The sequence below is a fragment of the Alloyangia pacifica genome, from assembly GCF_020524285.1.
In the GTDB taxonomy this organism is placed as follows: Bacteria; Pseudomonadota; Alphaproteobacteria; order Rhodobacterales; family Rhodobacteraceae; genus Salipiger; species Salipiger pacificus_B.
In genome coordinates, this window is record NZ_JAIVKX010000005.1 from 12,210 (window position 1) to 38,037 (window position 25,828).

Below are 25,828 nucleotides of genomic sequence, written 5' to 3' on the forward strand. Positions count from 1 at the left end.
GATGAGCGACGCACTTCTGAAAGTCGAGGGACTCGACGTCCTGTTCACCTCCTACGGCCAGACCCGGCAGGTGCTCCGCGACATCTCCTTCACCGTCGGTGCGGGCGAGCGCGTGGCGCTGATCGGCGAGACCGGCTCGGGCAAATCCGTCACCGCCAAGGCGATCCTCGGCACGCTGCCGCGCAATGCCACTGTCAGCGCCGGCCGCATTGAGGTCGAGGGGCGCAACGTGCTGGAACTGCGGCGCGGCGAGCGCGACGCGCTCAAGGGCTCGGCCTTCTCGCTGATCATGCAGGACCCTTTGTCGTCCTTTAACCCGGTGTTCAAGATCGGCACGCACCTCGACGACGTGCTGCGCTTCGCCGACAGCCGCGAGGGGGTGAAATCGAGCCGCGCCGACCGGCGCGCCCGCATCGCCGCCGTGCTGCGCCGCGTGCAGCTGGCCGATCCGGACCGGGTGATGAACGCCTACCCGTCGGAGCTGTCGGGCGGCATGCGCCAGCGTGTGCTCATCGGTCTGGCGCTGCTGCACCAGCCGAAACTGCTGATCGCCGACGAACCGGGCACCGCGCTGGACGTGACCACGCAGGACGAGATCCTCAACCTGATCAACACGCTGGTGGCCGAAGAGGGCATGGCGCTGCTGATGATCACCCACAACCTCGGGGTGGTGCGCAAGGTGGCGGACCGCGTCGTGGTGATGCGGCACGGCGATATCGTCGAAGCCGGCCCTTGCGAGAAGATCCTCGCGTCGCCCGAGCACGACTACACCATCGGCCTGCTGGACGCGGTGCCGCCGCTCTACGGGCCGCGGGTGCAGACACAGCAGATCAGCGCGCAGGCTCCTATTGTCAGCGCGACCGGGCTCGGCAAGGAATTCGGCCGCCATGGCAAGCGCTTCACCGCGGTGAAGGACGTGTCGATCACCCTGCGCGAGGGCGAGATTTTCGGCCTTGCCGGGGAGTCGGGCTCGGGCAAGACCACCGTGGCGCGGATGATGATGGGGCTGTCGCGCCCCACCTTCGGCAGCGTTTCGGTGGATGGCACGCCGAACCCCGGCCGCCCGCTGGCGCAGATCGTCTACCAGAACCCCGGCACCTCGCTGAACCCCAAGCGGACGGTGAAGCAGAGCCTTGGCCTGCCGCTGAAATACGCCGGGCTGACCGGCGCGGCGCGCGACGCCCGCATGGCCGAGCTGATGGAGCTGGTGCGCCTGCCGGTGTCCTACCTGGCGAAGTATCCGCACGAGCTGTCGGGCGGTCAGAAGCAGCGCGTCGCCATTGCGCGCGCGCTGGCCGCCGATCCGAAGGTGCTGATCCTCGACGAGCCGACGGCGGCGCTCGACGTGTCGGTGCAGAAGACGGTGATCGAGCTGCTGCTGCAACTGCGCGAGGAGCTGGGCCTGACCTACTTCATGATCTCGCACGACCTGTCGCTGATGCGCAATTTCTGCTCGCGGCTCGCGATCATGCTGCGCGGCGAAATCGTCGAGGAAGGCGCCACGCCCGAGATCTTCGCCGACCCGAAACACCCCTATACCCGCGCGCTGATCGCGGCGATCCCGGTCGTTACCGACGATGAGGAACGCCACAAGCCCGCGGTCAGCCCGGAAGAGCGTGCAGCCTTCCTGGTCAAAACCACTGATTGATGAAGGAGCCTTTGGTGTATCGCGTAGGAATTGACGTAGGCGGCACGAATACCGATGCCGTCGTGCTGAAGGGCAATGAGGTCCTCGCCGGGATCAAGGCTTCGACCACCGAGGACGTGACCTCGGGCGTGTTCGAGGCGCTGGAACAGGTGATCGCCGCCTCGGGGATCGACCGCGCCCGTATCGGCGCGGTGATGATCGGCACCACCCATTTCACCAATGCGGTGATCGAGCGCCGGCACCTCGACCCGGTGGCCGCCATCCGCCTCGGTCTGCCTTCGGGCGCGGGTCTGCCGCCGATGGTCGACTGGCCCGAGGACATCCGCGAGATGGTCGGCGACCACGGCTACCAGGTGAAGGGCGGCTACGAGTTCGACGGCCGCGTACTGTCGCCGCTGGACGAGGGTGAGATCCGCAGGATCGCGGGCGAAATTCGTGAGAAGGGCATCCGGGCGGCCTCGGTGACCGGCGTCTTCTCCGGTGTGAACGACGCGATGGAGCTGCGCACCCGCGAGATCCTGCTGGAAGAATGCCCCGGCCTCAGCGTCGTGCTGTCGCGCGACATCGGCCGCCACGGGCTGCTGGCGCGTGAAAGCGCGGCGATCATGAACGCCTCGCTGCTGCGGCTCGCGGACAAGACGGTGCAGGCCTTCGGCCACGCGCTGGAGCAGGCGGGCGTGAAGGCGCCCTTCTTCATCACCCAGAACGACGGCACGCTGATGGCCGCCGACACCGTCCGCGCCTTCCCGGTGCTGACCTTTGCCTCGGGTCCCACCAACTCGATGCGCGGCGCGGCCTTCCTGACCGGCCTCAAGGAGGCGATCGTGGTCGACGTGGGCGGCACCACCTCGGACGTCGGCGCGCTGTCGCACGGCTTCCCGCGGCAGGCCTCCACCTCGGTGGACATCGGCGGGGTCCGGACGAACTTCCGCATGCCCGACGTCTTCTCGATCGGCCTCGGTGGCGGCTCGCTGGTGAAGGGCACCCCCGAGAGCGTGGTGATCGGTCCGCAGTCCGTCGGCTACCGTGTCCGCCAGGAGGCGCTGGTCTTCGGCGGTCAGACCCTGACCGCAACCGACATCGCCGTGGCCACCGGCAAGGCCGAGATCGGCGATGCGGCGGCGCTGGCGAGCCTCGATCCCGAGCTGGTCACCGCGGCAGCAACGCAAATGACCGAGATGTTCGAGGCCTGCGTCGAGCGGGCGCGCATCTCGGCCGAGCCGGTGCCGGTGATCGCGGTCGGCGGTGGCTCGGTGCTGATGCCCGACCAGATCGGTGATCTGCAGGTGATCCGTCCGGAAAACTTCGCCGTGGCCAACGCGGTGGGGGCGGCGATTGCGCAGATTTCGGGCGAGACCGACCGGATCTTCAGCCTGACCGATGGCGTCACCCGGGACAGCGCGCTGGCAGAGGCCGAGGCGGAAGCCCGCGCCCAGGCCGTCGCCGCCGGGGCCGTCGCCGAGACCATCGAGGTGATCGAGCGCGAGGACATGCCCCTCGCCTACCTGCCCGGCAATGCCACCCGCATCCACGTGAAGGTCGTGGGTGAGATGGGTGCCCTCGCAGAAATGGAAGTCGAAAATGCCTGATACCCGTGAGCTGACCTACGATCCCGCCGACCTGTGGGAGCTGACACTCGACGATCTCGAGGCGCTGGAAGTCGGCGCCGGGATCCTCGGCACCGGTGGCGGCGGTAACCCCTACCAGGGCAAGCTGCTGACCCGCGAGGCGATGAAGGCGGGTCACAAGATGACCATCCTCGCCACCGACAAGATCGCCGATGACGCGCTGTGCATGTCGATCGGCGGCATCGGCGCACCGGTGGTGGGCACCGAGCGGATCCGCGAAGGCCGCGAGGGGCTGCGCTGCCTGCAGGGCATGGAAGAGCTGACCGGTCGCAAGATGGATGCCATCGTCTGCGAGGAGATCGGCGGCGCCAACTCGATGAATCCGCTGGTGGCGGCGGCGCTCGGCGGCCTGCCGGTGCTGGACTGCGACGGCATGGGCCGCGCCTTCCCCGAGATGCAGATGACCACCTTCTCGATCTACGGCCATAGCTCGACTCCCTCGGTGATGTGCGACCTGCACGGCAACCGCGTGGTGTTCCAGCACGCGGTCTCCGAAGTGTTCCACGAGCGCATGGCGCGGGCCTGCGTGGTCGCGCAGGGCGGGGCGGCGATGCTGGCCACGGCCCCGATGCCGGCGAGCTTCGTGCGCCAGAACGCCATCCCCATGAGCTACACGAAGGCGATCCGCCTCGGCCGGGCGGTGCTGGACGCGCGCCGCAACGGCGACGACCCGGTCGCGACGGTCTGCGCGCTGGAAGGCGGGCGTCACGTGTTCACCGGCAAGATCACCGACCTGAAGCGCCACCTGCGCGGCGGCTTTGCCGTCGGCGATCTGGAACTCGGCGGCTTTGACGGCTTCCAGGGCCAGACCGCCAGCATCGCGATCCAGAACGAGTTCCTGATCTTCCGCCGCGAGGGCGAGGTCGAGGTGACCGTCCCGGACCTGATCATCGTTCTGGATGTCGACACCGGCTACCCGATCACCACCGAGATGCTGCGCTACGGCCAGCGCATCGCGGTGCTCGCCGTGCCTTGCCACGACCTGCTGCGCTCCGCGCGCGCGCTCGAGGTCGTCGGCCCCGCCGCCTTCGGCTACCCCGAGATCCCCTTCACGCCGCTTGCCCCGATGGGACAGGCCGCCTGAGCCCAAGAAGAAAACCCAACAGGAGTACAACAGTGTCTATTCTGGCAAAGAAACGCGGGCTGTCGGCCCTCGCGCTTGCAGCAGTGCTCGGCCTCGGTGCCGCACCCGCCGCAATGGCGCAGGAAAAGGTGTCGACCGTGGTCAACACCATGCAGATCTTCAGCTCGCTCGATCCGGCGAAGGTCACCGACTACACCGGCTACATGGCGGTGGTGAACATGTACGACGGTCTGACCACCGTCGCACCCTCGGGCGAGATCGTGCCGCACCTCGCGAAGTCCTGGGACATCTCCGAGGACGGGCTGACCTACACCTTCCACCTGCGTGACGACGTGACCTTCCAGGACGGCTCGGCGCTGAGCGCCTCCGACGCGGTCTGGTCGATCCAGCGCCTGCTGAAGATCAACAAGGGCCCGTCGAACCTGCTCGTCGACCTGATCGACCCGGCCAATGTGACCGCGCCCGACGCGACCACGGTCGAGATCAAGCTGAACCGCCCGTTCTCGCCCTTCCTTGCCTCCACCCCGATCCTGCTGGTGCTGAACCAGAAGCTGGTCGAGGCGAACGCGACGGCGGATGACGCGCTCGGCGAAGCCTACGTCGGCGACAACTCGGTCGGTTCGGGCCCGTATTCGCTGGTCAGCTACAACCGCTCGGCGGACATGGTGATCGAGCGCAACCCCGACTACTTCCTCGGCTGGGACAAGGGCACGCCGATCGACGAAGTGCGCTTCGTGCAAACCTCGGACGACGCCACCGTGCGCGCGCTGGCCGAAAAGGGCGAGCTGGGCCTCTCGTCGCACGGTCTCGGCAACGACACCTTTGAATCCATCGGCAACATGCCCGGCTACAAGCTGCTGCAGACCCGCACCGCCGGCGGTTTCCAGATCAAGCTGAACACCAAGGTCTACCCGACCGACGACGTGCATGTGCGCCGCGCCATCGCCTATGCGACCGACTACGAGACGATCCAAGAGATCATCTACCCGGGCGTGCCGATGCACGGGCCGCTTTCGGACACCTTCGAGACGGCGTTCAACACAGAGATCCCGACCGGTGTCTACGACCTGGAGAAGGCCAAGGAAGAGCTGGCGCTGTCCAAGTACGCGGGCGAGGACATCACGCTGGTCAACAGCTACGTCGCCTCGCTGGCCTTCGAGCAGGAAGTGGCGCTGCTGATGCAGGCCAACCTCGCGCAGGTCGGCATCACGCTCGACATCCGTCCCGAGCCGTGGAACCGCATCGTCGAACTGGCGTCGAACCCCGACACCACCCCGGCGTCGACGCAGGTGAACGTGAGCCCAAGCTACCCCTCGCCGGACTCGATGTTCTTCAACCAGTACCACTCCAAGGCGTCGGGCACCTGGTGGTCGATGGAATGGCTGCAGGACCCGGAGATCGACGCGCTGATCGACCAGTCGCGCGCCCAGACCGACCCGGCCGAGATCAACGCGACCTACAAGGAACTGCAGCAATCGATCTATGACCTGCAGCCCGCCGTCTGGGCCGTTGCTCCGATGCGCCGCTACGCGGCCAACGCCTGCCTGCAGGGCTACGAGTTCCGTCCCATGCAGAGCTGGGACCTGAACTTCTGGCACTTCACCTGGGAATGCCCGTCGAACTGATCGGTCGCGCCCCCATTGAAACAGGCCGGTCCCGCGACTTGCGGGGCCGGCACAAGCAAGGCCCAAGGTGGACAGATGCTCCAGGAATTTCCGGAAGAGAATATTGAATCCCTCGCCACCGGCGCGTGGATTCTGGGTACGGGCGGCGGCGGCAACCCCTATCTTTCAACGCTGAACCTCCGCCGCCTCTACGCCGAGGGCGCGCGGGTCCAGGTCCTGCAGCCGGACGAGTTGGCGGACGACGACATGGTCGCGGTGGTCTCCGGCATGGGCGCTCCGCTGGTCGGCCAGGAGCGGCTGAAGGACCCTCGCCACATGGCCCGCGCCGTCGAGCTGATGGAAGATTACCTCGGCCGCCCGTTCCGCGCGATCATGGCGCTGGAGATCGGCGGAGCCAACGCGCTGTCGCCGTTCCTCGCCGCGGCGCTTCTCGGCAGGCCGGTGGTCAACGCCGACTGCATGGGCCGCGCCTATCCCGAGGCGCAGATGACTTCCTTCGCGATCGGCGGGCTGTCGATGTTCCCGCTGTCGCTGGTGGACGTGCGCGACAACGAGGTGATCGTCACCCGCGCCGAAAGCTGGAAATGGATGGAGAAGGTCTCCCGCGCGGTCTGCACCGCCGTGGGCTCGACCGCGGCGACCTGCAAGGCGCCCCGCACGGGCCGCGAGGTCAAGGACTGGGGCATCCACGACACGATTACTCAGGCGACCGATCTCGGCCGTGTCGTGCTCGAGGCCCGCGCCCGTCATGACGATCCGGTGGCCGCCGTGCTGGACCACGCCAAGGGCAAGCAGATCTTCCGCGGCAAGATCGTCGACGTGGACCGCACCACCACCGGCGGCTTCCTGCGCGGCAAGACCGTGATCGAGGGCATCGACGCGGATCGCGGCGCGACGCTCGAACTGGCCTTCCAGAACGAATGGGCGGTGGCCTTCCGCAATGGTGAGCCGGTGGCGATGACGCCGGACCTGCTGTGCCTTCTCGACAGTGTGTCAGGCAGCGCCATCGGCACCGAGTCCGTGCGCTACGGCCAGCGCGTGAGCGTGGTGGCGCTTCCGGCGCCGGAGATCCTCACGACGCCCGCGGGCGTGGCGGCGGTCGGCCCGCGTGCCTTCGGCTATGACATTGACTTCAAATCGGTATTCAAATGAAGCGTATTGGCATTGACGTTGGCGGCACCAATACGGATGCCGTGCTGATCGACGGCGACAAGATCACCGCCTCGATCAAGGTTCCCACCACGCAGGACGTGATGTCGGGCGTGAAATCCGCGCTCGCGCATGTCGCCGCGCATATCGGCGACACGCCGCGCCCGCTCGATGCGGTGATGATCGGCACGACCCATTTCACGAACGCCGTGGTGGAACGCGCCCGGCTCGAACGCGTGGCGGCGATCCGTATCGCTCTGCCGACCGGCGCGTCGCTGCCGCCGATGTGCGACTGGCCCGAGGACCTCTATCGCGCCGTCGATCCGATGATTTTCATGGTGCATGGGGGGCACGAATACGATGGCAGCCCGCTGGTGCCGATGCGCGAGGACGAGATCCGCGAGGCAGCGACGAAGATCCGCGACGCCGGGGTAACCTCCGTGGCGATCTCGGCGACCTTCTCGCCGCTGACCACGGAATGCGAGGACCGTGCGGCGGAGATCGTGCGCTCGATCATCCCCGAGGCGCGGATCACCCTGTCGAACAGCCTCGGCCGGATCGGCCTGCTGGAACGGGAGAACGTCGCACTTCTGAACGCCTCGCTGCAGTCGCTCGGCAAGACCACGGTGCAGGCCTTCAAGACGGCGCTCGCCGAGATCGGCCTCGATGCGCCGTTCTTCCTGACGCAGAACGACGGCACCGTGGCGCTGGCCGATGTGGCGGCGGCGAACCCGGTGTTCAGCTTTGCCTCGGGTCCGACCAACTCCATGCGCGGGGCGGCTTTCCTGACCGGGCTGAATGACGCGATGGTGGTCGACGTCGGCGGCACGACCTCGGATATCGGCTGCCTGATCGGGGGCTTCCCGCGCGAGGCCAACAACATCGTCCATATCGGCGGTGTGCGAACGCTGTTCCGGATGCCCGACCTGCTGCCCATCGCGCTTGGCGGTGGCACGGTGGTCGATCCCGAGACCGGCGCCATCGGCCCGCGATCGGTGGGCTATCGCATCCTGCAGGAAGCCCGGGTTTTCGGTGGCCAGACGCTGACCACCTCTGACATCGCGGTCGCCGCGGGGATGATCGAGATGGGGGACCCGTCGCTGGTCCGCGATCTCGACCCGACCTTCGTGCAGGACACGCTTGCCCGGATGCGCGCCATGGTGGCCGAGAACTTCGATCAGATGAAAACCTCGGCCGAGGACGTGCCGCTGATCGCGGTCGGTGGCGGGGCCTTCCTGATCCCCGACGAGGTGCCCGGCGCCTCCGAGGTTCTGCGGGTCGAGAATGCCGGCGTGGCCAATGCGCTCGGCGCGGCCATGGCGCAGGTCTCGGGCGAGGTCGACCAGGTGTTCTCGGATATGAGCCGGGAGCAGGCGCTGGCGGCGGCGGAGACCGAGGCGCGGGCCGCGGCGGTCGCCGCGGGTGCCGATGCCGAGAGCCTGCAGGTTCTCGAGATCGAGGACATCCCCATCGCCTACCTGCCCGGCGGCGCGCGACGTGTGCGCGTGCGGGTGATCGGTGATATCTCCTTTGGCTGACGCCTAGGATGATGATTGAGCCGCCCCGGCCACTATGCCCGGGCGGCTCTGCATGAAGACAGGAAGACGACTATGACGACGATTGCACTGGCCATTCACGGGGGCTGCGGCGTGCTGCCCCTCGACAGCATGAGCGCGGAAGACTGGGCCGAGGCTCGGCAGGACCTGGCGCGCGCGCTCGTCGCGGGTTGGGCGGAACTGACGGAAGGCGGCTCTGCCGTCGCCGCCGTGGAAGCCGCCGTCGTCGTCATGGAAGACAGCCCGCATTTCAACGCCGGGCACGGCGCCGCGCTGAACGAGGAGGGTATCCATGAGCTTGATGCCTCGATCATGGACGGCGCCACGCTCGAGGCGGGGGCGGTCAGCGCGGCGCGCGGCATCCGCAACCCGGTGCGGGCAGCCCGTGCGCTGATGGACGATGGTCGCGCGGTGTTCCTGACCGGCGGCGCGGCAGATGACTTTGCTGCCGCGGCGGGCCTCGAGGTCATGCCGCAGGATTATTTCACCACGCAGAAACGCGTCGAGGCCCTCGCAGCGATGAAAGCCCATGCCGCCGCCGGAACCGAGGCGACCGAGAACGAGAAGCACGGAACCGTCGGCGCGGTGGCGCTCGATGTGGCCGGGCACCTCGCGGCGGCCACCTCGACCGGGGGCTACACCAACAAGCCCGCCGGTCGCGTCGGCGACAGTCCGGTGATTGGCGCCGGCACCTACGCGCGCGACGGGGTCTGCGCCGTGTCGGGCACAGGCAAGGGCGAGTTCTTCATCCGGCACGTGGTCGGGCACGAGATCGCGGCGCGGATTGCCTATCTGAAGGAAGACGTCCGCACGGCGGCCGAGCATGTGGTGCACGTGGACCTCTCGAGCTCGTCGCAGACCACCGGAATCATCGGTGCTGGGCTGGTGGCGCTGGACGCCTCGGGTAAGGTCAGCGCTCCCTTCAATACCGCCGGCATGTTCCGCGGCTGGGTCACCCCCGAGGGCCGTGCCTTCGTCGCGACCCACCAGGAAATCCATGAGGTGCAGCTGTGAGCGAGATGATCCCCGTCTTCGACGGCCACAACGATGTGCTCTCGAAGCTGCTGCGCGCCTCTGACGGAGCCGAGACCCGCTTCCTGACCGGCGCGCCGGGCATGCAGATCGACCTGCCCCGGGCGCAGGCCTCGAAGTTCGCTGGCGGGCTCTGCGCGGTCTGGGTGAGCACCGGCGACCAGACGCTGGACGAGAACGGCGACCTGCCGCGCGTGCCGCAGGCCTCCGCCCTTCAGCAGACGATTGCGCAAGCCGCGCTGCTGCACCGCATCGTGCGCCAGTCGGACGGGGCGGTCACGCTCTGCCGCAGCGCCGCCGATATCCGCGCGGCCATGGCAGAGGGCAGCTTTGCCGCCGTGTTCCACATCGAGGGCATCGAGGCCGTGACCGAAGACCTCGACCTGCTGCACGTGCTGCATGCCGCCGGTCTGCGCACGATGGGTCCGGTCTGGAGCCGCCCGAACATCTTCGCCCATGGCGTGCCCTTCGTCATGGGGCGTGAGCCCGACATTGGAGGCGGGCTGACCGCGGCCGGGCAGGATCTGGTCCGGCTCTGCAACGAGCTGGGGATCCTCGTCGACCTGTCGCACCTCAACGACGCCGGATTCTGGGACGTTGCGCGGATCTCGGATGCGCCGCTGGTCGCCTCGCATTCCAACTCCTTCGCGATCTGCCCGCACAGCCGCAATGCCACGGACAAGCAACTGGATGCGATCCGCGAGACCGGCGGCCTGATCGGGCTGAACTTCGGCGTGCGGTTTCTCCACCCCGAGGGCGTCCGCGATCCCGAGATGGGCTTTGACGTGATGGTGCGCCACATCGACTATCTCGTCGAGCGTGTCGGCATCGACCACGTCGCGCTCGGTTCGGATTTCGACGGCACCTTCATGTCGCGGCAGATGGGGGACGTGGCCGGCGTGCAGCGCCTGCTGGAAGCCCTGCGCGCGGCCGGCTACGGCGAAGAGGAACTGGCGAAGATCGCCCACCGCAACTGGATCGCGACGCTGGAGCGTACCTGGGGGCAGTGATCCCCGGTCGTGGTGATCGCGCCCCGAAGTCTATCGGGAGCCCACCGCCGGGGAGGTGGCGGGTGCCCCGCGGGCACTGGTCATCGCGGCGGACCTGCTGCAAGACATGCGAGCGGGATCAGGATTGGCAGGCAGGGTGTACCCGATGCCGCCGTGCTCCCGAAAAATGAATGTGAACAGCCGAAAGACCCTGCGATGAAAGCCGTCTTGTTCGAGAAATTCCAGGAAGCCCCGAAGCTGGTCACCGTGGATGACCCTTCGCCGGAGGCGCATGGTGTCGTGCTCAGGGTCAGGGCCACCGGGGTCTGCCGCAGCGACTGGCATGGCTGGATGGGCCACGACAGCGACATCGAGCTGCCGCATGTTCCGGGGCACGAACTGGCGGGCGTGGTCGAGGCGGTGGGCAAGGACGTCGTCAACTGGAAGGTGGGCGACAAGGTGACGGTGCCGTTCATCTGCGGCTGCGGCAGTTGCTCGGAATGCCACGCAGGGCAGCAGCAAGTGTGCCTGCATCAGGAGCAGCCGGGCTTCACCCACTGGGGGTCCTTCGCCGAATATGTCGGCATTCACCAGGCTGACCTGAACCTCGTGGCGCTGCCCGAGAGCATGGATTTCGCCACCGCGGCGAGCCTCGGCTGCCGCTTCGCCACTTCCTTCCGCGCGGTGATCGACCAGGGCAAGGTCAGCGCCGGGCAATGGGTGGCCGTGCATGGGTGCGGCGGTGTCGGTCTGTCGGCGGTGATGATCGCAGCCGCGGCGGGAGCAAATGTCATCGGTGTCGATCTTGACCCGGCCAAGCTGGCGCTGGCCAAGGCTCTTGGTGCCGTGGCTGTCATAGATGGTGCCGAGGCGGATGTGTCTGGGGCAATCCGCGAGATCACGCGCGGTGGCGCGCATGTCTCGCTCGATGCGCTCGGCCACCCCGTGACCATGACCAATTCGATCCTCTGCCTGCGCCCGCGCGGCAAGCATGTGCAGGTTGGGCTGATGCTCGGCGAGCACGCGGCGCCTGCCGTGCCCATGCCCAAGATCGTCGGCCAGGAGATCGAACTGCTCGGCTCCCACGGGATGCAGGCGCATCGCTATGGCGCGATGCTGGACATGGTCGCCAGCGGCAAGCTGGACCCGGCGCGGCTGGTGGGAGACCAGATCGGCCTCGCCGATGCGCCAGAGGCGCTGATGAACATGGACAGGTTCCGATCCGTCGGGGCGACCGTCATCACGCGGTTCTGAAGCAGCGCGAGTGGACTGGGCAAGAAATCTACGCGCATTGCAATTCAGAAGCCTCGTCGATCACTTGCCCGCAAGGCCGGTGCGGCAACGCATTGGCATTTATGCGAATCCGGCGGAGGGTAGGGCGGTCGGCACGAGCATCAATCAGCCGGTCCAGGGAGCTGCCACGGTGCTCGAATGGGGCGACAATGGCTGCCGATCGCCGCGCCACCCTGCTTGGCGAGGAAGCGGAGCAATCTGGACGTTCCTCAAATGGGTTCGGTCCTCGCAGCATCCGCGCGTACCCGCGCACACGGTGGTCGGTTCCCCGTCTTCAGATCTTCAGCTTGTATCCGATATGGGTCGGTACAAAACCCAGAAGGCCATAGAAGCGATGAGCACCCGGCCGGTCCCTGTCCGTCGTCAACTGAACCAATGAACACCCGCGCGCCCGGCACTCGCTGATCGCCCAGGCAAACATCGCTTCGCCAAGCCCACCGCCACGACGATCCCGCGCGATCCGTACCGCCTCGATTTGTCCACGCTTGGTGCCGCCGCGCGACAGGCCCGGGATGAAGGTCAGTTGCAGGGTTCCGACGATATACGGTCCTTGCTCAACCACGCAAAGAAACTGGTTCGGGTCCGCGTCGATCTCGGTAAACGCATCCCGGTAGCACTCGTCCACGACGGGGGAAGAGGTTTCCCTCGACGAACCAAGCACGTCGTCAGCCAGCAGCGCGACAATTGCCTCCAGATCCGCTGCGGTAGCGCGGCGACAACGCGGTTTGCCCATGGGTTGGCACTCCTTATTCTTTCTTGGCGATCGCAGTCAGGGACGCTGCGGGTCGAAAACGAACCTGCCGGCGTCCAGACGCTGCCTCCACTGCGATGCGCAGGTCGACTCCCTGATCCGGATCGGTTTTCAAACCGCTTCCGGCTGAGATTGCGCCGCCCAGTTGAGTGACAGCATCAGTAGGGCTGCGGACAGTCGGCAGGCGAAGGTGCGGAAGGTATTCCAGTGGCTCCATCGCGGCAGATTGGTGCGGCACCAATTGTCTGGGGCTGCTTCCTCCGAGGCTCCCATGCCCGCCAGCACCATGACAATCCCCGGCCCGTGCTTGACGACTGTTGCCCCGTAGGCCGCGAGCAGCGGGGACACCGGCGCCAGCCCGAAGAAGAGCGCCATGACGACCCAGCGGAACGCTCACGGTTGATCGCCAGCATCGCCTCCACACTACCCTGACCGCTGATGGCCGACTGGCCCGCGCATGATGAAATCCGAGAATGCGAGAAAGACCCCACCGACCAGCGCATGGGCGATGACGGTGAGGTAGAGGAGAACGGCGGGCATGGGCGCGAGCTCCTTGGGTAAGGTGGCAGGCTGTCCAGGACCGAGCCACCGCGGCAGGCTCAGTTCGCAGACTTTGATACGGAGAGGCGGGGCGCCGCCAGCCGGAGGCGCCGACGGAAGGCCAGAAGGCATAGGGCGCTGATCACCAGTTCGGCGACGAGAGCGCCGATGATGCTGCTGGACGGCACTCCGTCGACAGCGAGCCCGACCAATCGCCCGAGCGGGAAGGCGAAGAAGACCGTGACGGCCGCCACCATGGAGAAGGGCAAGATTTCGTACTGCCGGATGCCGAGCAACATCAGGAGGCCGAAAGCGGCGAGACCGGCGCCGGGCGCGCGCAATTCGCTGAGCAGGCTGGCGTCGTAGCCGAGCGTGATGCCGTAGCTGGCGTAGAAGGCGTGCGGCGCGAATAGGATGAAAGCGCCGATGGTGAGAGCGCTGAGGCCGGAGAGACCAAGCGCGCTCGTCTCGAACAGGGTGGGTTTCATGTCATATCCTCTTACGCCGTGGTGTCAGGCAGCGCTTGTCCAGGCGCCGGTTCTGGCGGCGGCCCGGGCGAAGTCCGTGAAATCGCGGGGCGGGCGGCCGAGCGCGCGCATCACACCGTTCGTGGTGTGGGCGTTGCGTCCGTCCAGCGTCTCGCGCGCGATGGCGGTGAAGATGTCGGCCACGAGCTCGCCGCCGGCCTGCGCGATGTTCGCGTGAAAATCCTCGAAGCTGATCGGGATATGCCGGATCTCGCGCCCCGTAGCCTGCGAGAGCTCGGCCGCCATGGTCGAGAAGGACATCGGCCGGGGGCCTGTCACCTCGTAGAGTTCGCCCTTGTGGCCCTCTTCGGTCAGCGCCGCCACGGCAACATCGGCAATGTCGTCAATGTCGATGATGGGCTCGGCGACATCGCCGCCGGGCATCGGGAGAACGCCGGCCAGGATCGGATCGCGCAGGTAGCCTTCGGAGAAGTTCTGCGCGAACCAGGCGGCCCGGACGATCGTGAAGTCGATGCCGGAATTGCGCACCACCTCTTCGCCCAGCCGTGCGTGGTGTTCGCCGCGCCCGGAGAGCAGAACGAGGTGCTCGACGCCCGCGGCGCTGGCGGTTTCGCACAGGGACTCGAGCTTTTCCACGGCCCCGGGGAAGGCGAGGTCGGGAAAGTAAGTGACATAGGCCGCCTGGGCCCCGCGCAGGGCCGGGGCCCAGGTCTCCGGCGCCTCCCAGTCGAAGGGCGTTGCGGAACCACGCGACGCGCGGCGCACGGGAAGGCCCCGTGCCTTGAGGCGGCTGGCGACGCGGCTCCCGGTCTTGCCGGTTGCGCCGATCACGAGGGTCTCTTTGTTTTGCATGGGGTGTCTCCCTGGCTTCGGTATCGGTGGCCAGAGGATATGCGCAGGGATGTCACGCGGTATTGACCGGCGGCGCCAGCCTTTTGACCGTCGTCGCCAGCGCGCCCGTCAGCGTGTTGTCATCTCTTTGCGGTAGGTCGCGGGCGTCGTGCCGACCCAGCGTTTGAACGCGCGGGTAAAGGCGCTCTGCTCCGAGAAGCCAGTGAGGAACGCGATTTCGGCCAGCGAATGGCTCTCCTCCCGCAAGAGCCCCTCGGCGAGGTCCCGGCGGGTTTCCTCGGTGAGGCTCTGAAAGTTCATTCCATGCTCGGAGAGGCGTCTGTGGAAGGACCGCGCACTAAGTCCGAGGCCGCGCGCGATTTCGGGCATCTTTGGCGCCCCCTCGCTGAGGGCCTGGGCGATTGCGGCCTTGGCCTGCGCGACGAGGGGAGGCTGCCGGGTGATCTCGGACAGCTCCGCGTCAAGATGCGTGGTGAGGTATTGCGAGATCCCCGCGTCCCCGAGGATGTTGGGCCGGGCCAGCGTCTCATCGGCATAAAGGATCGCGTCGAGGTCGGCGCCGAAGCGCACCGGGCAGCCGAACCACTCCTCGTGCGCGGCGACCCCATGCGGTGCGGGATGCCGGATCAGCACTTCGACGGGCGTGAGCGGCACCGGGCAGACCTGCCGCGCGAGGGACACGGCGCTTGCAAGGGTTGCCTCGTTCGACAACCGCATCCCGAGGCGCCGTTCGCCCGCCCGATGCAGGATGAAGAGCGTGCCCCCGGTCGCCGGCCGCAGCTCGTATTCGACGACGCTGGTCCACAGGCGCGCATAGCGTTCCACCCGCGCGTAGGACGCCCGAAGCGTCGTTGCCGCCTTGAACGCCAGCCCAAGCGCACCGTATTCATCGAGCCGCATGGAGGCGCCCGTGCGAAGTGGCAGCTCGGTCACGTCGACCTGCTCGGCGATCCTTTCCAGCATGTCGTAGTAGCACTCGGCGGGAACCATCTGCCCGGCGTCACAAGGGGCGTCGGACGTGAGTCCGACACTGGCCAGCATCGCCCCGGCATCCACTCCGTCGCCTGCCGCGGCGACCACCTTGCGCGAGAAGAGCGATGTCACATATCCCATGCCCGGCAGTCTAGGTTGCTCTTGGCAAGCCGCCAAGCCCGGGCAGGGCGCGCGGCGAGCTGGACTGATCCCTGCAGCCAGCCTGCGCGTGAAGCGAAGGACCACGCGGCCTTCTCTAGTCGGGCGACACTGTCAGCCTTTCGCGACGCCGGTCCTGCCGTCATCCGCTCCGGCATCGCTTCCCAAGACCGGCCAGTTGCTGCGGTTGCGAAGCCGAGGCATAGGCGAACTCACACTGTGCGGACATGGCGGCGCTTTGCGATCCTACGGGAGAGACCACCGACCCAGTTAGCTCACTCCGCGATCATGGGGCTTATGCGCACCGCGTCCAGGGCGGCGCATGCGGCGTTCGTGCAGGCGCCGCGCGTCACGCAGCGTCCTGGGCGGGCCAATCGAAGAGCAGCTCTAGATAGGCGCGGAACTGTTCGGACTGCCTTGCCGCCATTCCGGGGGTGTCATAGGCGCGCTGCAGGATCAGCCCGCCTTCGATCACCGCAACGAACATTTCCGCCAATTGTTTGGCGGTAACACGGCGCACCGGCGGGTGGCGATCGATCACCTCCTGGAACTTGCGGATGTACATGGCCGTCCAGCTCTGCAGCGTTTCGGCGACGAACCCCTTCAGGTCGTTTTCGAAATGGTCGTCCTCGTAGGTGTAGAGCGCATACATGCAGCCCTTGGGCGGGCTTTCCGGATCGCACAGATACGCCTCGAAATCCGTGAGGAAGCGCATGAGTTGCTCCATCGGGTCGTCCTGCGCGGCCTCGGCCTGCGCGAGGATCGTCCGGAACATCCTGATGTCTCCTTCGGCGTACCAGCGCATGAGCTGATCCGCGAGGTCGGCCTTTGACTTGAAATGGTGGAAGAAGGCGCCCTTCGAGACTCCGGTCTCCTTAAGGATGTCGTCGACGGAGGTGCCGGCGAAGCCCTTCTTCATGACGAGCGCCTTCGTGGCCCTCAGAAGTCGCTCTCTGGATTGCTCACCCTTGAGGCTCATGCAGGGCACCTTTCGATCATTCGGTCTGTTTTAAGACTACACGAGGCTGCGCTGGATTGCCACGAAACAGCCAGAAATATCGACGTTTCACCGTGAATACGCAAGTGAAACAATCGAAACTCCACTCCACCTACGTCTGAAACAGACCAAACGGTATGCTCGAAACAGACCAAATAGTCTGACGAGATGGAGCCACAAGATGTCCACCCTGCTTTCCTACACAGCTGAACTTCCCCTCGCGGCTCTTTTCGGCACGGCCGGGCTCGCGGCTCAAATGATCTGGCCGCTCTTCAAGAGCCGCCGGAAGATCCTCACGGTCCAACTCGGCGCGACCTGCGCCTACGCGACCAGCTACGCGCTGATGGGGCAGGAAACGGCGACCGCCATCTGCCTCACAGGGGCGATCCAGACGACGATCGCGATTCTGGCAGGCGACACCTGGTGGTTGAAGAAGATGGGCTACGCCTTCCTGCCCTTGGTGCTGCTGATCGGTGCGGCGACCTACGCCGGGATTCATACGCTTTTCGCCGTAACCGCGTGCTGCCTGGTGATGATCGGTCGCCTGCAGAGCGAGACGCTGCGTATGCGGCGGATTCAGCTCATGGCTTCGCCCTTCGGGGCAACGCATGACCTGCTGATCGGTGCCTGGCCCTGCCTCGCCGGGTCACTGGTGACCTTCACGATCGCGCTCGCCGCCTATGCCCGCGAGCTGCGCGATCAGCGCCAGGCGCCTCAGGTCGCCTGACGCAAGAACCCGGCCGGACCGGGGTCTGTCCGGACGTCCCAACACGCTTCGACATGAAAGGAAAAGACCGATGGAAGACCAAATCAAGAAACTGGCGATCGTCGTCTCGCGCGGCCTCGATGATGAGCGGGCCACGGTGGCCTTCACCATTGCCAACACCGGGCTCGCCTCGGGTCAGCAGGTAACGCTCTTCATGGTGAGCGCCGCGGTCGACGTGGTGCGCAAGGGCGCGGCCGACAATGTGCGGATGAACCCGTTCGATCCCCCCTTGAAGGAGCTGATCGACAATTTCCAGTCCAACGGCGGGCGCATTCTGGTCTGCCCGCCCTGCGCCAAGGTGCGCGGCTACGACGCGGACCATTTCATCGACGGCGTCCAGGTCGTCGGCTCCCCGGCTCTGCATGCGCTGATCCTCGATGGCGCAGCGACGCTGAGCTTCTGAACCAACCCCGACAAGGAGACACATGACATGACGACTTGCAGCAACACCGGCATCGCCGAGAAATCCGCGGCAACCCCAATCAGCGCCGATCAGGCGCGCGCCCTTCACGGTCGCGCGGGGGTCGAGTTCATCGATCCGCGCCCCGTCAAGGCCATCCGTGAGACCACCGGCCGGATCCCAGGAGCCCGTCTGATCCCGCTTGCCCAGATCGACGCAGGGGCTCTCCCCGCGGCCTTCGCGGACCGCTCGCTCCATGTGATCGCCACCTGCCAGGCCGGGCCGATGGCAGAACGCGCCGCGGCGGCATTCGCCAGGCTCGGCTTCGCCTGCGTGAGCTGGGTGGAGGGCGGCACGCAGTCCTGGGTCGACGCGGGCTACCCGACGATCCGCGACTGACGGCGCGAGACTGTCGCGCCTCCAGAACCGCAAACGCAACGTCGCCGCTTGTTCCAAGCGGCGACCGTTTCCGGTTGGGCTATTTGGCGACGGCTTTGGTCTCAGGGCGCTGCATTCAAAGCGAGTCCCTGACTCTGGCCCAGAAGGGCAGCCATCGCTTGTGCGCCTTCTGTCGGCATGTCTAGGTACCTCGCAAAAACCTCTCAGGGATCGGGGGTACATCAAGAGCGTACCGCCTGCGCCTTGGATAGGTGCATCGGAGCCGTGTCACTTGGCGCCGATGCACGGGACCCTTCTAGAACTCTTTGCGGAGCATCTTGTCGATCGAGAAGTAGCCTCCTCCAAAGGCAGCGATCAGCGCTGCGCTTGCGGCCCAGAATAGCGAGGCGTAGATCGCCTTTTCCTGGATGCGCGCACCGAAGGCCGCGCCGCCGTCACCAATCAGCGCCGATTGTGCGGCGGGGGTCAGCAGGTCGGGGTTCTGTGCCAGATAACTCATCCCTTCTGCGGTGAGGAACGGCTCCGGGTAGGGGTTCGCCACGTGGAACCACAGGGTGATCAGCAGCATGACGGCATTTGCCAGAGCCACCGGTCGAGTCAGCAGGCCAACGGCGATCATCATGCCGCCGAAGAACTGCATGGCAGCGAGGAGTGGCGACCAGAACCAGCCGGGATACATGCCCAGGGATTCCACGAACCCCGATTGCGCGAACGGCGCGATGATCTTCGGCCATCCGGCGACGACAAGGCTGAGCCCGATGGTCAGGCGGAAGCCGAGCCACCCCAGGGGTTCTGCGAAATTCGAATAGACCGGGGAAAGAAATGGAATGACAAGCCGGTCACGTGTCGGAAGGAAGATGTTGGCCATTGTCCTATCTCCTGAAACATCCTTCTGCGGACTTGGTAAAATCCTACATCCGGCAGGCCCGTCCATAAACGCCGCCGGACGCACCGGGTCTGTGCGAGGAATGCTACTAATATATTGATCCAGATCATTTTTGCTTCGGTTAAGCCGGGCGGGGCAGGCATGTCCCGGTCCCGGCGGAGGGGGTAGGCGGTCGTTGTGGTCCGCCACGCCGGGCGCATCCGCGCAAATTGCGCCGGGGGTCGAGAATTTGCGGCACCACGTCGGGCTTCGATATGCCGCGATTTGCTCGCTTCATGGGCTGATGCTAGACTTGCCGAACCGTTTCGCGGGAGGGGAAAGGCGGCCGAGCCATGCCGGGTAACATGCCGGGGAACCTGAGTTCTCTTTTGGTGTCGCTTCTTATGCTTGCCGCCTCGTCATCCGGCGCGGTTGCCGGCGATGCAACACGGCGCGCCGAACGGTTGGAGCCGCTGAGCCTTGTTGCTTCCGAGGGGTTTTCGATCAAACGCTATGAGATCGAAGCCGGGCGTTACTACCGCTGGCGCATCGAGAGCGACGGGCTGGAGGAGTACAAGCTGCTCGCGCCGGAGCTGTTTCGGGAAAGCTGGATCGACCAGGTCGTCATCGAGGACAAGGAGGTGAAGCCCTACGGGCTGCATGCGGTCGAATTCGATGACGAAGGGGAGATCGATATCTGGTTCATTCCGCAGCGCGCGGGTGAGTATCCTTTCTTTGTCGAGGGCCTGGACACGCAGGGCTTTCGTGGCGTGGTGGTCGTGAAATGAGGCGGGCCGCCGAGCGTGTGCTCCTGGGGCTGGGCCTCTGGCTGCTGGCGGTCGCCGGAGGCGGCGCTTGGGCCCAGCCCGCGGCGCCCGTCTGCACCGCGCTCGAGACGCGCCTGTCCCAGTCCCGCGCCGCGCTCGAGGGGCGAGTGCTGAACGAGGCGCTCTTCGAGGCGGCCTCGCTGGATTGTCCCGAGATCGCGCGGCGGCTGCTGGAGCAGGGCGCCTCGGTCGAGGCCCGCAACCGTTTCGGCGGCACCCCGCTCAACATCGCCGCGGCGCGCGGCGCGCGCGAGATCGCGGCGGATCTGTTGGCGCGTGGTGCGGATATCGACCATGCCAACCTCGGCGGTATCACCCCGCTGCTCGGCGCAGTGCAGGCCGGGCGACGGCGCATGGTGGCGCAGCTGCTCGAAGCGGGGGCGGATGTGAACAGCGCCAGCCGCGAAGGGGTCACCGCGGTGATGGCGGCGGCCTTCGATGGCGATCCGCGGCTGCTGGCAATGCTGCTCGACGCAGGCGGCGATCCGAACGCCGAGGACCGGCGCGGCAAGGGCGCGCTGACCTATGCGGCGGGGCGGGGTTTTCCCGGCATCGTCTCGGCGTTGCTCGAGGCAGGGGCGGAGGCCGACCGGGTCTGGGGCCACGATCTGACTGCGCTGATGTGGGCGGCGGGCCATGCCAACGACGCCCCCGCCGCCGATGGGGTGGAAACCGCGCGGCAGCTGCTGGCGGCGGGCGCGGGTCTCGACCGGCAGGACGACCGCGGGCGCACGGCGTTGATGATCGCCGCCGAGCGCGGCCATGGCGCGATGGTGGCCTTCCTGCTGCAGGCGGGCGCGGACCCGGGTCTGCGCGACCACGCGGGGCAGGGGGCGACGGACCTCGCGGCGAGCCCCGAGATCCGCGCGCTTCTGGCGGGGTGAGCCGACGCGCCCGTTGCGTCCCTATTGCACGTCCACGTCGGCGAGGTAGCGCGACAGCGCCTCGATGGTTGCCTCGTCGAGCTGTTTCATCGTGCTGTTCTTGTCGGGGGCGTTCATCCGCACGTCGTTCTTGAAGTCGCGCATGGTCTGCGCGAGGTAGCCCGGCTGCTGCCCGGCGAGCCGCGGGATCCGGCTGTCGCCCTGCCATTTGCCGTGGCAGGCGCTGCACTGGCCGCCGGTGATGCCCTTTTCGGCCAGCGCCGGGTCTCCGTCCTGCAGCTGCACGGGAATCTCCGGCCAGGCCAGCGCAGCGAAGTGCTCGGCCAGCGTCTTGGCCTGGTCGCGGTCGTACTCCGCCGCGATGCCGGTCATGATGTCGTTCTCGCGGCGTCCCGCGCCGTAGTCGCGCAACTGGGTGTAGATGTAGAAATACTGCTGGCCCCAGATCACCGGGTAGGCAGGGTCGACCGGCACGCCGTCCTCCCCGTGGCAACTCGCGCATAGCGCGACTTCGTCCTCGAGGAGGAAACCCTCCTTGGCGATGGCGGGATGCGTGGCGAGACCGGTGACCGAGGCGGCCAGAAGCAGCAGCCGGGCGCAGCGCGATGTCATAGTGTGTCCTCCCTGAAAGAAGGGGGCAGGCCGCGGGCCCGCCCCGGTGTCAGCGCCGGTCGCCTGCCTCAGTCGGCGAGGGTGAAGGCGATGATATTGTTGCCGCGCTTGTAGTTGAGCTGGGCGTTGCCGCCCGCGGCCACGACGATGTACTGACGGCCCTCCACCGTATAGCTCGACGGCGGGGCGTTCACCCCGGCCCCGGCCTGGAAGCGCCAGAGCTCGCCGCCATTGGAGCTGTCATAGGCCTTGAAGAGACCATTGCCCTCGCCGGTGAAGACGAGGCCGCCCGCCGTCGCCAGAATGCCGCCGATCATCGGCTCGGCAGTGCGGACCTGCCAGGCGATGTCGCCGGTGTTGTAGTCGATCGCGGTGACATTGCCCCATTGCGCCTCGTCCGGGATCACGTCGAAGGAGCCACCGAGCCAGAGCTTGCCCTCGGGGTAGGGGGTCGAGCGCACCGTGTAGGTCATCGGCTGGTGCAGGTTGATCGCGTAGCTCAGATGCAGGCTCGGATCGATCGCCATCGGCGACCATTCGACGCCGCCATTGGCGCCGGGAAGCATGCGTGCCCCTTCGGCGGTGGGCAGGGTCCACATGTCCTCCTGCGGCACCATTGCCTCGGAGTAGCGGATCATGGAGCAGTCGTCGGCCTTGTGCACGTAGACATGGCCGGTCTTGCCGCCGTGCAGGATGCCTTTGACGTCGTTGCCCGCGTCATCCTTTACCGTGGTGATGATCGGCGGCGAGACCGCGTCGAGATCCCAGACGTCATGTGCGATGTATTGGAAGTGGCAGACGTATTCGCCGGTATCGAGATTCACCGATACGAGACTGTCGGTGTAGAGGTTGTCCCCCGGGCGCAGGCTGCCGTCGAGGTCGGGCGAGGGGTTGCCCACGACGAAGTAGATGCGCCGGGACTCGAGATCGACCGCCGGGTTCTGCCAGACACCGCCGCCCAGTGTCTCGTAGGGGTCGCCCATGGTCTCGAGAGCGGCCTTCTCTGCCTCTATGTCGCGGTGCATGTCACGCCCGGTGGCATCATGCGTCGCCCAGACCCCGACCGAATCCTCGGGCACCGTGTGGAAGGTCCAGATCAGCTCGCCGGTCTCGGTGTCGAAGGCCTTCACGAAGCCGCGGATGCCATATTCCCCGCCGTTCGTGCCGATCAGCACCATGTTCTCGACCACCGACGGCGCCATGGTTTCCGAATAGCCCAGCTCGGCTTCGGCGATCTGCGTCTCCCAGAGCTGCTTGCCGGTCTTGGCGTCGAGCGCCACCAGCTTGGCATCGAGCGTGCCCATGAAGACCTTGTCTCCGGCGACCGCCACGCCGCGGTTGTTGGGGCCGCAGCAATAGGTGGTGACCGGACCCATGGCGTGCTTGTGGTGCCAGATCTGTTTGCCGGTGCGCGCGTCGAGCGCGTAGACGTGGTTGAAGGCGGTAGTGACATACATCACCCCGTTCACCACGATCGGCGAGGTTTCCATCGTGTCCACGATCTCGGTCTGGAAAATCCAGGCCGGGCGCAGGCTTCTCACGTTGCCGGTGTTGATCTGGCTTGCCGGGTAGTAGCGCGTCTGCGCGTAGTTGGCGTTGGGGTGCAGGAAATTGTTCCCGTCGCCCGCGGCTCTCGAAAGCATGCTCTGGGTCACCGACTGCAAGTCGCCATAGAGCGTGCTTGCTGAGGTTTCTTCCTGCGCATGTGCTGAACCAGAGGCTACAAGTGCCGCCACTAAGGTGGCGGCCAGTCTCGACCAATCACGCATAACCACATCCTCCCAAGGTTTGCGTTGAAGATCTCGCTTTGGTTACGTAGGGTAACTCAAATGTGTCTAAAAAAATAGCACGGTGTGATGCGCCCCTGTCTGATCTCCAGTCCGGTCTTGCGGGCCCTGGTGGTTGCAACAGCTTCGCTGCTGCCTTTCGCCGGGGTCGCATGTGCACAGACCGGCATGGCCATCGTTTCGGACGAGCGCGGCGACACGCTGAGCATACTCTCCCCCGATTTGCAGCTTGTGCGCACGGTCGAGACCTGTGCCCGCCCGCGGGGCGTGCATTTCAGTGCCGATCGTTCCGCCTTCTACGTCGGCTGTGCCGATGACGACGCCATCGCCATCTACGACACCGCGTCGCTCGAGCTGACCGGGCGCATCCGCGGAGTGCCCGCCCCCGAGACCTTCGATCTGCACCCCGACGGGCGGCGGCTGATCGTGTCGAACGAGGAGGACGCCGCTGCATCGGTCATCGATATCGAGACCGGCGAACTACTGGCGGAATACTTTACAGGCGAGGAGCCCGAGGGGGTGCAGGTCACGCCCGACGGTCGACTGGTTTTCGTCGCCTCCGAGGCGGCGAACCTGGTACATGTGATCGACCTGGAGGCGGATGCGGTGATCGCCGACATCCTCGTCGACACGCGGCCCCGCCGTTTCGCGCTGACCCCCGATGGCAAGGAGCTCTGGGTCTCGGCCGAGCTCGCGGGCATCGTCGACATCATCGACGTCGAGACCCTGAAGCTGGTGGGCGATGTCGCCTTCCTGCCCACCGGCTTCCGGCCCGAGCAGGTCACGCCGGTGGACCTCGAGATCACCGCCGATGGTCTACGTGCCTACGTGGCGCTCGGACGGGCCAATCACGTGGCGGTGGTGGACGTGCCGAAGCGCAAGGTGATCGACTACGTGCTGGTCGGGAGCCGCGCCTGGGGCTTGGCACTGACCGCGGACGAGTCGCGGCTCTACGTCGCCAATGGCCTATCCGACGATGTCACGGTGGTCGACACGCGCAGCCTCAAGGCGCTCAGCTCGATCCCGGTTGGCCGCGTGCCGTATGACATTCTCATCGACGATCGCTAGGGCGTTGGCCCTGCTGCTGCTGCTGTCCGCGCCTCTGGCGGCGCAGGAGAACCTGCGCATCATCTATCTTGGCATGGCTGGTGATCCCTACTACGAGCCGCAACCGGGCTACACCGGCCTGTCTTTGCGCGACCGCCACAGGCCCTTGGAAGGCGTGCGTCTCGGCCTGCGCGACACCAGGATCATGGGGCGCGCGCTTGGCCTCAGCTTCGAGTTGGAAGAGGTGATGACCGAACCGGCGGGGCTTGCGGGGAGCTTCGATGCGATAAAGTCCTCGGGTCCGCTGGCCATTCTGCTGGACCTGCCGCCGGAGCTGATGGTCGAGGTCGCGCAACTGTCCGGCCCCAACGCATTGCTTCTCAATATCCGGGATGCGTCCGACCGTTGGCGTGGCGAGGACTGCGCCCCGAACCTGCTGCACACGATGCCATCCGAGGCCATGCTGAGCGACGCGTTGGCACAATACCTTCGGGCGCTGAACTGGCGCGATGTGCTCTTGCTGCGCGGCTCTTCGGATGCCGACGCGGAGCGGACCAAGGCGGTCCGACGTTCGGCAGCCAAGTTCGGCTTGCGGATCGTGGACGAACGGATGTTCGAGCTGACAAATGATCCTCGGCGCCGCGATCACAACAATATCGCGCTGCTGACCGGAGGGGCCCGCTATGACGTGGTCTGGCTCGTCGATGACGTCGGTGATTTCGGTCGGTTCGTGCCCTATGCCACCCAAGCTCCGCGCCCGGTTGTCGGATCCGAAGGACTTGTTGCCCACGCCTGGCACTGGACGTTCGAGCGGTATGGAGCACCACAGCTCAACCAGCGCTTCGACCGGCTCGCGGGTCGGCAGATGTCCTCGGCGGACTGGGCTGGCTGGGCTGCGGTGAAGGCGCTTGCAGAGGCGTCGATCCAAGCCGGCAGCGCCGAGCCCGCGCGGATCAGGGAGGCGTTGGTGTCGCCTGAGCTTTCGGTTGATCTCTACAAGGGTGTCCGGGGAAATTTCCGATCCTGGAGCGGACAGTTGCGGCAGCCCATCGTGCTTGCCACGTCTGACGCGGTGCTGGCTGTGGCGCCGATCACAGGCTTCGAGCACCAGACCGAGACACTCGATACGCTGGGTCAGGATGGCATGACAAGCGACTGTCGGCGCTGACTGTCATGGATAGGGTTGGCCCGGGCGCTGAAACAAGCGGTGCCGCTGCAATGCGATGGCGGGGGGCTGCTCCGACAGCGAAGCTCGAACCCTTGGGTCGGTCTGCAACGGCGGACCGTGGACTGCGCGTCCTGAAGCCGAACGCGCAGACCCCTGTGCTCTCATTTCAGGGCTCGCTCCGGACACCTGTGGCATGTCCGCCCGCCGCGCCGATTTCGCCAAAAGCACGCGCTGCTCCGGTCGGGCGAAGGTCACCGTCATCCAATCTCTGCTGAGAGTGTGGGCATTGTATGCTAGCATCGCACAACTA

The 25,828-nt window shown here is 66.4% G+C and carries 25 protein-coding genes; 16 read left to right on the forward strand and 9 right to left on the reverse strand.

What is annotated here, in order from left to right; genetic code table 11:
* Position 1 precedes the first annotated feature (1 nt).
* The 9 genes from LC039_RS08395 to LC039_RS08435 all read left to right on the forward strand — a co-directional run bounded on the left by LC039_RS08395 (position 2) and on the right by LC039_RS08435 (position 11,965).
* Positions 2–1,648, forward strand: a complete 1,647-nt coding sequence (locus LC039_RS08395) for an ATP-binding cassette domain-containing protein (RefSeq protein ID WP_226623223.1) — start codon at positions 2–4, stop codon at positions 1,646–1,648.
* A gap of 14 nt (positions 1,649–1,662) precedes the next feature.
* Positions 1,663–3,237 (forward strand): hydantoinase/oxoprolinase family protein, encoded by a 1,575-nt coding sequence (locus LC039_RS08400; protein ID WP_226623224.1) that lies wholly within the window; start codon positions 1,663–1,665, stop codon positions 3,235–3,237.
* Positions 3,230–4,360: a DUF917 domain-containing protein gene (locus LC039_RS08405; protein ID WP_226623225.1), complete on the forward strand. Its 1,131-nt coding sequence runs from the start codon at positions 3,230–3,232 to the stop codon at positions 4,358–4,360. Before LC039_RS08400 ends, LC039_RS08405 begins: the two co-directional genes overlap by 8 nt.
* A 32-nt stretch (positions 4,361–4,392) precedes the next feature.
* On the forward strand, positions 4,393–5,985 hold the full coding sequence (locus LC039_RS08410) for an ABC transporter substrate-binding protein (protein WP_226623226.1): 1,593 nt from the start codon (positions 4,393–4,395) through the stop codon (positions 5,983–5,985).
* Between the two features lie 75 nt (positions 5,986–6,060).
* Positions 6,061–7,137: a DUF917 domain-containing protein gene (locus tag LC039_RS08415; RefSeq protein ID WP_226623227.1), complete on the forward strand. Its 1,077-nt coding sequence runs from the start codon at positions 6,061–6,063 to the stop codon at positions 7,135–7,137.
* Positions 7,134–8,672, forward strand: a complete 1,539-nt coding sequence (locus LC039_RS08420) for a hydantoinase/oxoprolinase family protein (protein WP_226623228.1) — start codon at positions 7,134–7,136, stop codon at positions 8,670–8,672. Before LC039_RS08415 ends, LC039_RS08420 begins: the two co-directional genes overlap by 4 nt.
* Before the next feature lie 72 nt (positions 8,673–8,744).
* Positions 8,745–9,704, forward strand: a complete 960-nt coding sequence (locus LC039_RS08425; RefSeq protein ID WP_226623229.1) for an isoaspartyl peptidase/L-asparaginase family protein — start codon at positions 8,745–8,747, stop codon at positions 9,702–9,704.
* Positions 9,705–9,709: 5 nt separating this feature from the next.
* Positions 9,710–10,732, forward strand: coding sequence for a dipeptidase (locus tag LC039_RS08430; RefSeq protein WP_226623580.1), 1,023 nt, complete (start codon positions 9,710–9,712; stop codon positions 10,730–10,732).
* 195 nt (positions 10,733–10,927) lie between these two features.
* Positions 10,928–11,965 carry a zinc-dependent alcohol dehydrogenase family protein gene (locus tag LC039_RS08435; protein WP_226623230.1) on the forward strand — a complete coding sequence of 346 codons (1,038 nt, stop codon included), beginning with the start codon at positions 10,928–10,930 and terminating at the stop codon, positions 11,963–11,965.
* Positions 11,966–12,278: 313 nt separating this feature from the next.
* Here the strand turns inward: LC039_RS08435 and LC039_RS08440 are convergent, their stop codons facing one another.
* From LC039_RS08440 to LC039_RS08465, 6 genes are all read right to left on the reverse strand, one after another.
* Positions 12,279–12,737, reverse strand: a complete 459-nt coding sequence (locus tag LC039_RS08440; protein ID WP_226623231.1) for a GNAT family N-acetyltransferase — start codon at positions 12,735–12,737, stop codon at positions 12,279–12,281.
* A gap of 129 nt (positions 12,738–12,866) precedes the next feature.
* Positions 12,867–13,130 carry a hypothetical protein gene (locus LC039_RS08445; protein ID WP_226623232.1) on the reverse strand — a complete coding sequence of 88 codons (264 nt, stop codon included), beginning with the start codon at positions 13,128–13,130 and terminating at the stop codon, positions 12,867–12,869.
* A gap of 224 nt (positions 13,131–13,354) precedes the next feature.
* Entirely contained in the window at positions 13,355–13,783 is a 429-nt protein-coding gene (locus LC039_RS08450) for a DUF4345 domain-containing protein (RefSeq protein WP_226623233.1), read from the reverse strand.
* A gap of 24 nt (positions 13,784–13,807) precedes the next feature.
* Positions 13,808–14,635: an NAD(P)H-binding protein gene (locus tag LC039_RS08455; protein WP_226623234.1), complete on the reverse strand. Its 828-nt coding sequence runs from the start codon at positions 14,633–14,635 to the stop codon at positions 13,808–13,810.
* A gap of 108 nt (positions 14,636–14,743) precedes the next feature.
* Entirely contained in the window at positions 14,744–15,748 is a 1,005-nt protein-coding gene (locus tag LC039_RS08460; protein ID WP_226623235.1) for an AraC family transcriptional regulator, read from the reverse strand.
* A 367-nt stretch (positions 15,749–16,115) separates the two neighbouring features.
* Complete coding sequence (locus tag LC039_RS08465; RefSeq protein ID WP_226623236.1) at positions 16,116–16,745, reverse strand: TetR/AcrR family transcriptional regulator; 630 nt, start codon at positions 16,743–16,745, stop codon at positions 16,116–16,118.
* Positions 16,746–16,944: 199 nt separating this feature from the next.
* Between LC039_RS08465 and LC039_RS08470 the strand changes: the two genes are divergently transcribed.
* The 3 genes from LC039_RS08470 to LC039_RS08480 all read left to right on the forward strand — a co-directional run bounded on the left by LC039_RS08470 (position 16,945) and on the right by LC039_RS08480 (position 18,328).
* Positions 16,945–17,490, forward strand: coding sequence for a YgjV family protein (locus LC039_RS08470; protein WP_226623237.1), 546 nt, complete (start codon positions 16,945–16,947; stop codon positions 17,488–17,490).
* Between the two features lie 70 nt (positions 17,491–17,560).
* Positions 17,561–17,932: a DsrE family protein gene (locus LC039_RS08475; protein WP_226623238.1), complete on the forward strand. Its 372-nt coding sequence runs from the start codon at positions 17,561–17,563 to the stop codon at positions 17,930–17,932.
* A 27-nt stretch (positions 17,933–17,959) separates the two neighbouring features.
* A complete protein-coding gene (locus LC039_RS08480) occupies positions 17,960–18,328 on the forward strand; it encodes a rhodanese-like domain-containing protein (RefSeq protein ID WP_226623239.1) in 369 nt (122 codons plus the stop codon).
* 295 nt (positions 18,329–18,623) lie between these two features.
* Here LC039_RS08480 and LC039_RS08485 read toward each other — a convergent pair whose 3' ends face one another.
* Entirely contained in the window at positions 18,624–19,196 is a 573-nt protein-coding gene (locus LC039_RS08485; RefSeq protein ID WP_226623240.1) for a DoxX family protein, read from the reverse strand.
* Between the two features lie 350 nt (positions 19,197–19,546).
* On the opposite strand from LC039_RS08485, the gene LC039_RS08490 reads away from it, so the two are divergent.
* Both LC039_RS08490 and LC039_RS08495 read left to right on the forward strand, forming a co-directional pair.
* Complete coding sequence (locus LC039_RS08490; RefSeq protein ID WP_226623241.1) at positions 19,547–19,981, forward strand: hypothetical protein; 435 nt, start codon at positions 19,547–19,549, stop codon at positions 19,979–19,981.
* The gene (locus LC039_RS08495; RefSeq protein WP_226623242.1) at positions 19,978–20,904 is read left to right on the forward strand and encodes an ankyrin repeat domain-containing protein; all 927 of its coding nucleotides are present in this window, start codon (positions 19,978–19,980) and stop codon (positions 20,902–20,904) included. The genes LC039_RS08490 and LC039_RS08495 overlap by 4 nt, the downstream gene beginning before the upstream one ends.
* Before the next feature lie 21 nt (positions 20,905–20,925).
* Here the strand turns inward: LC039_RS08495 and LC039_RS08500 are convergent, their stop codons facing one another.
* A complete protein-coding gene (locus tag LC039_RS08500; RefSeq protein WP_226623243.1) occupies positions 20,926–21,516 on the reverse strand; it encodes a c-type cytochrome in 591 nt (196 codons plus the stop codon).
* Between the two features lie 68 nt (positions 21,517–21,584).
* Positions 21,585–23,159, reverse strand: coding sequence for a pyrroloquinoline quinone-dependent dehydrogenase (locus LC039_RS08505; RefSeq protein ID WP_226623244.1), 1,575 nt, complete (start codon positions 23,157–23,159; stop codon positions 21,585–21,587).
* A 213-nt stretch (positions 23,160–23,372) separates the two neighbouring features.
* On the opposite strand from LC039_RS08505, the gene LC039_RS08510 reads away from it, so the two are divergent.
* Positions 23,373–24,371: a PQQ-dependent catabolism-associated beta-propeller protein gene (locus LC039_RS08510; protein ID WP_226623245.1), complete on the forward strand. Its 999-nt coding sequence runs from the start codon at positions 23,373–23,375 to the stop codon at positions 24,369–24,371.
* A 4-nt stretch (positions 24,372–24,375) separates the two neighbouring features.
* Positions 24,376–25,518, forward strand: coding sequence for a branched-chain amino acid ABC transporter substrate-binding protein (locus tag LC039_RS08515; RefSeq protein WP_226623246.1), 1,143 nt, complete (start codon positions 24,376–24,378; stop codon positions 25,516–25,518).
* Positions 25,519–25,828 lie beyond the last annotated feature (310 nt).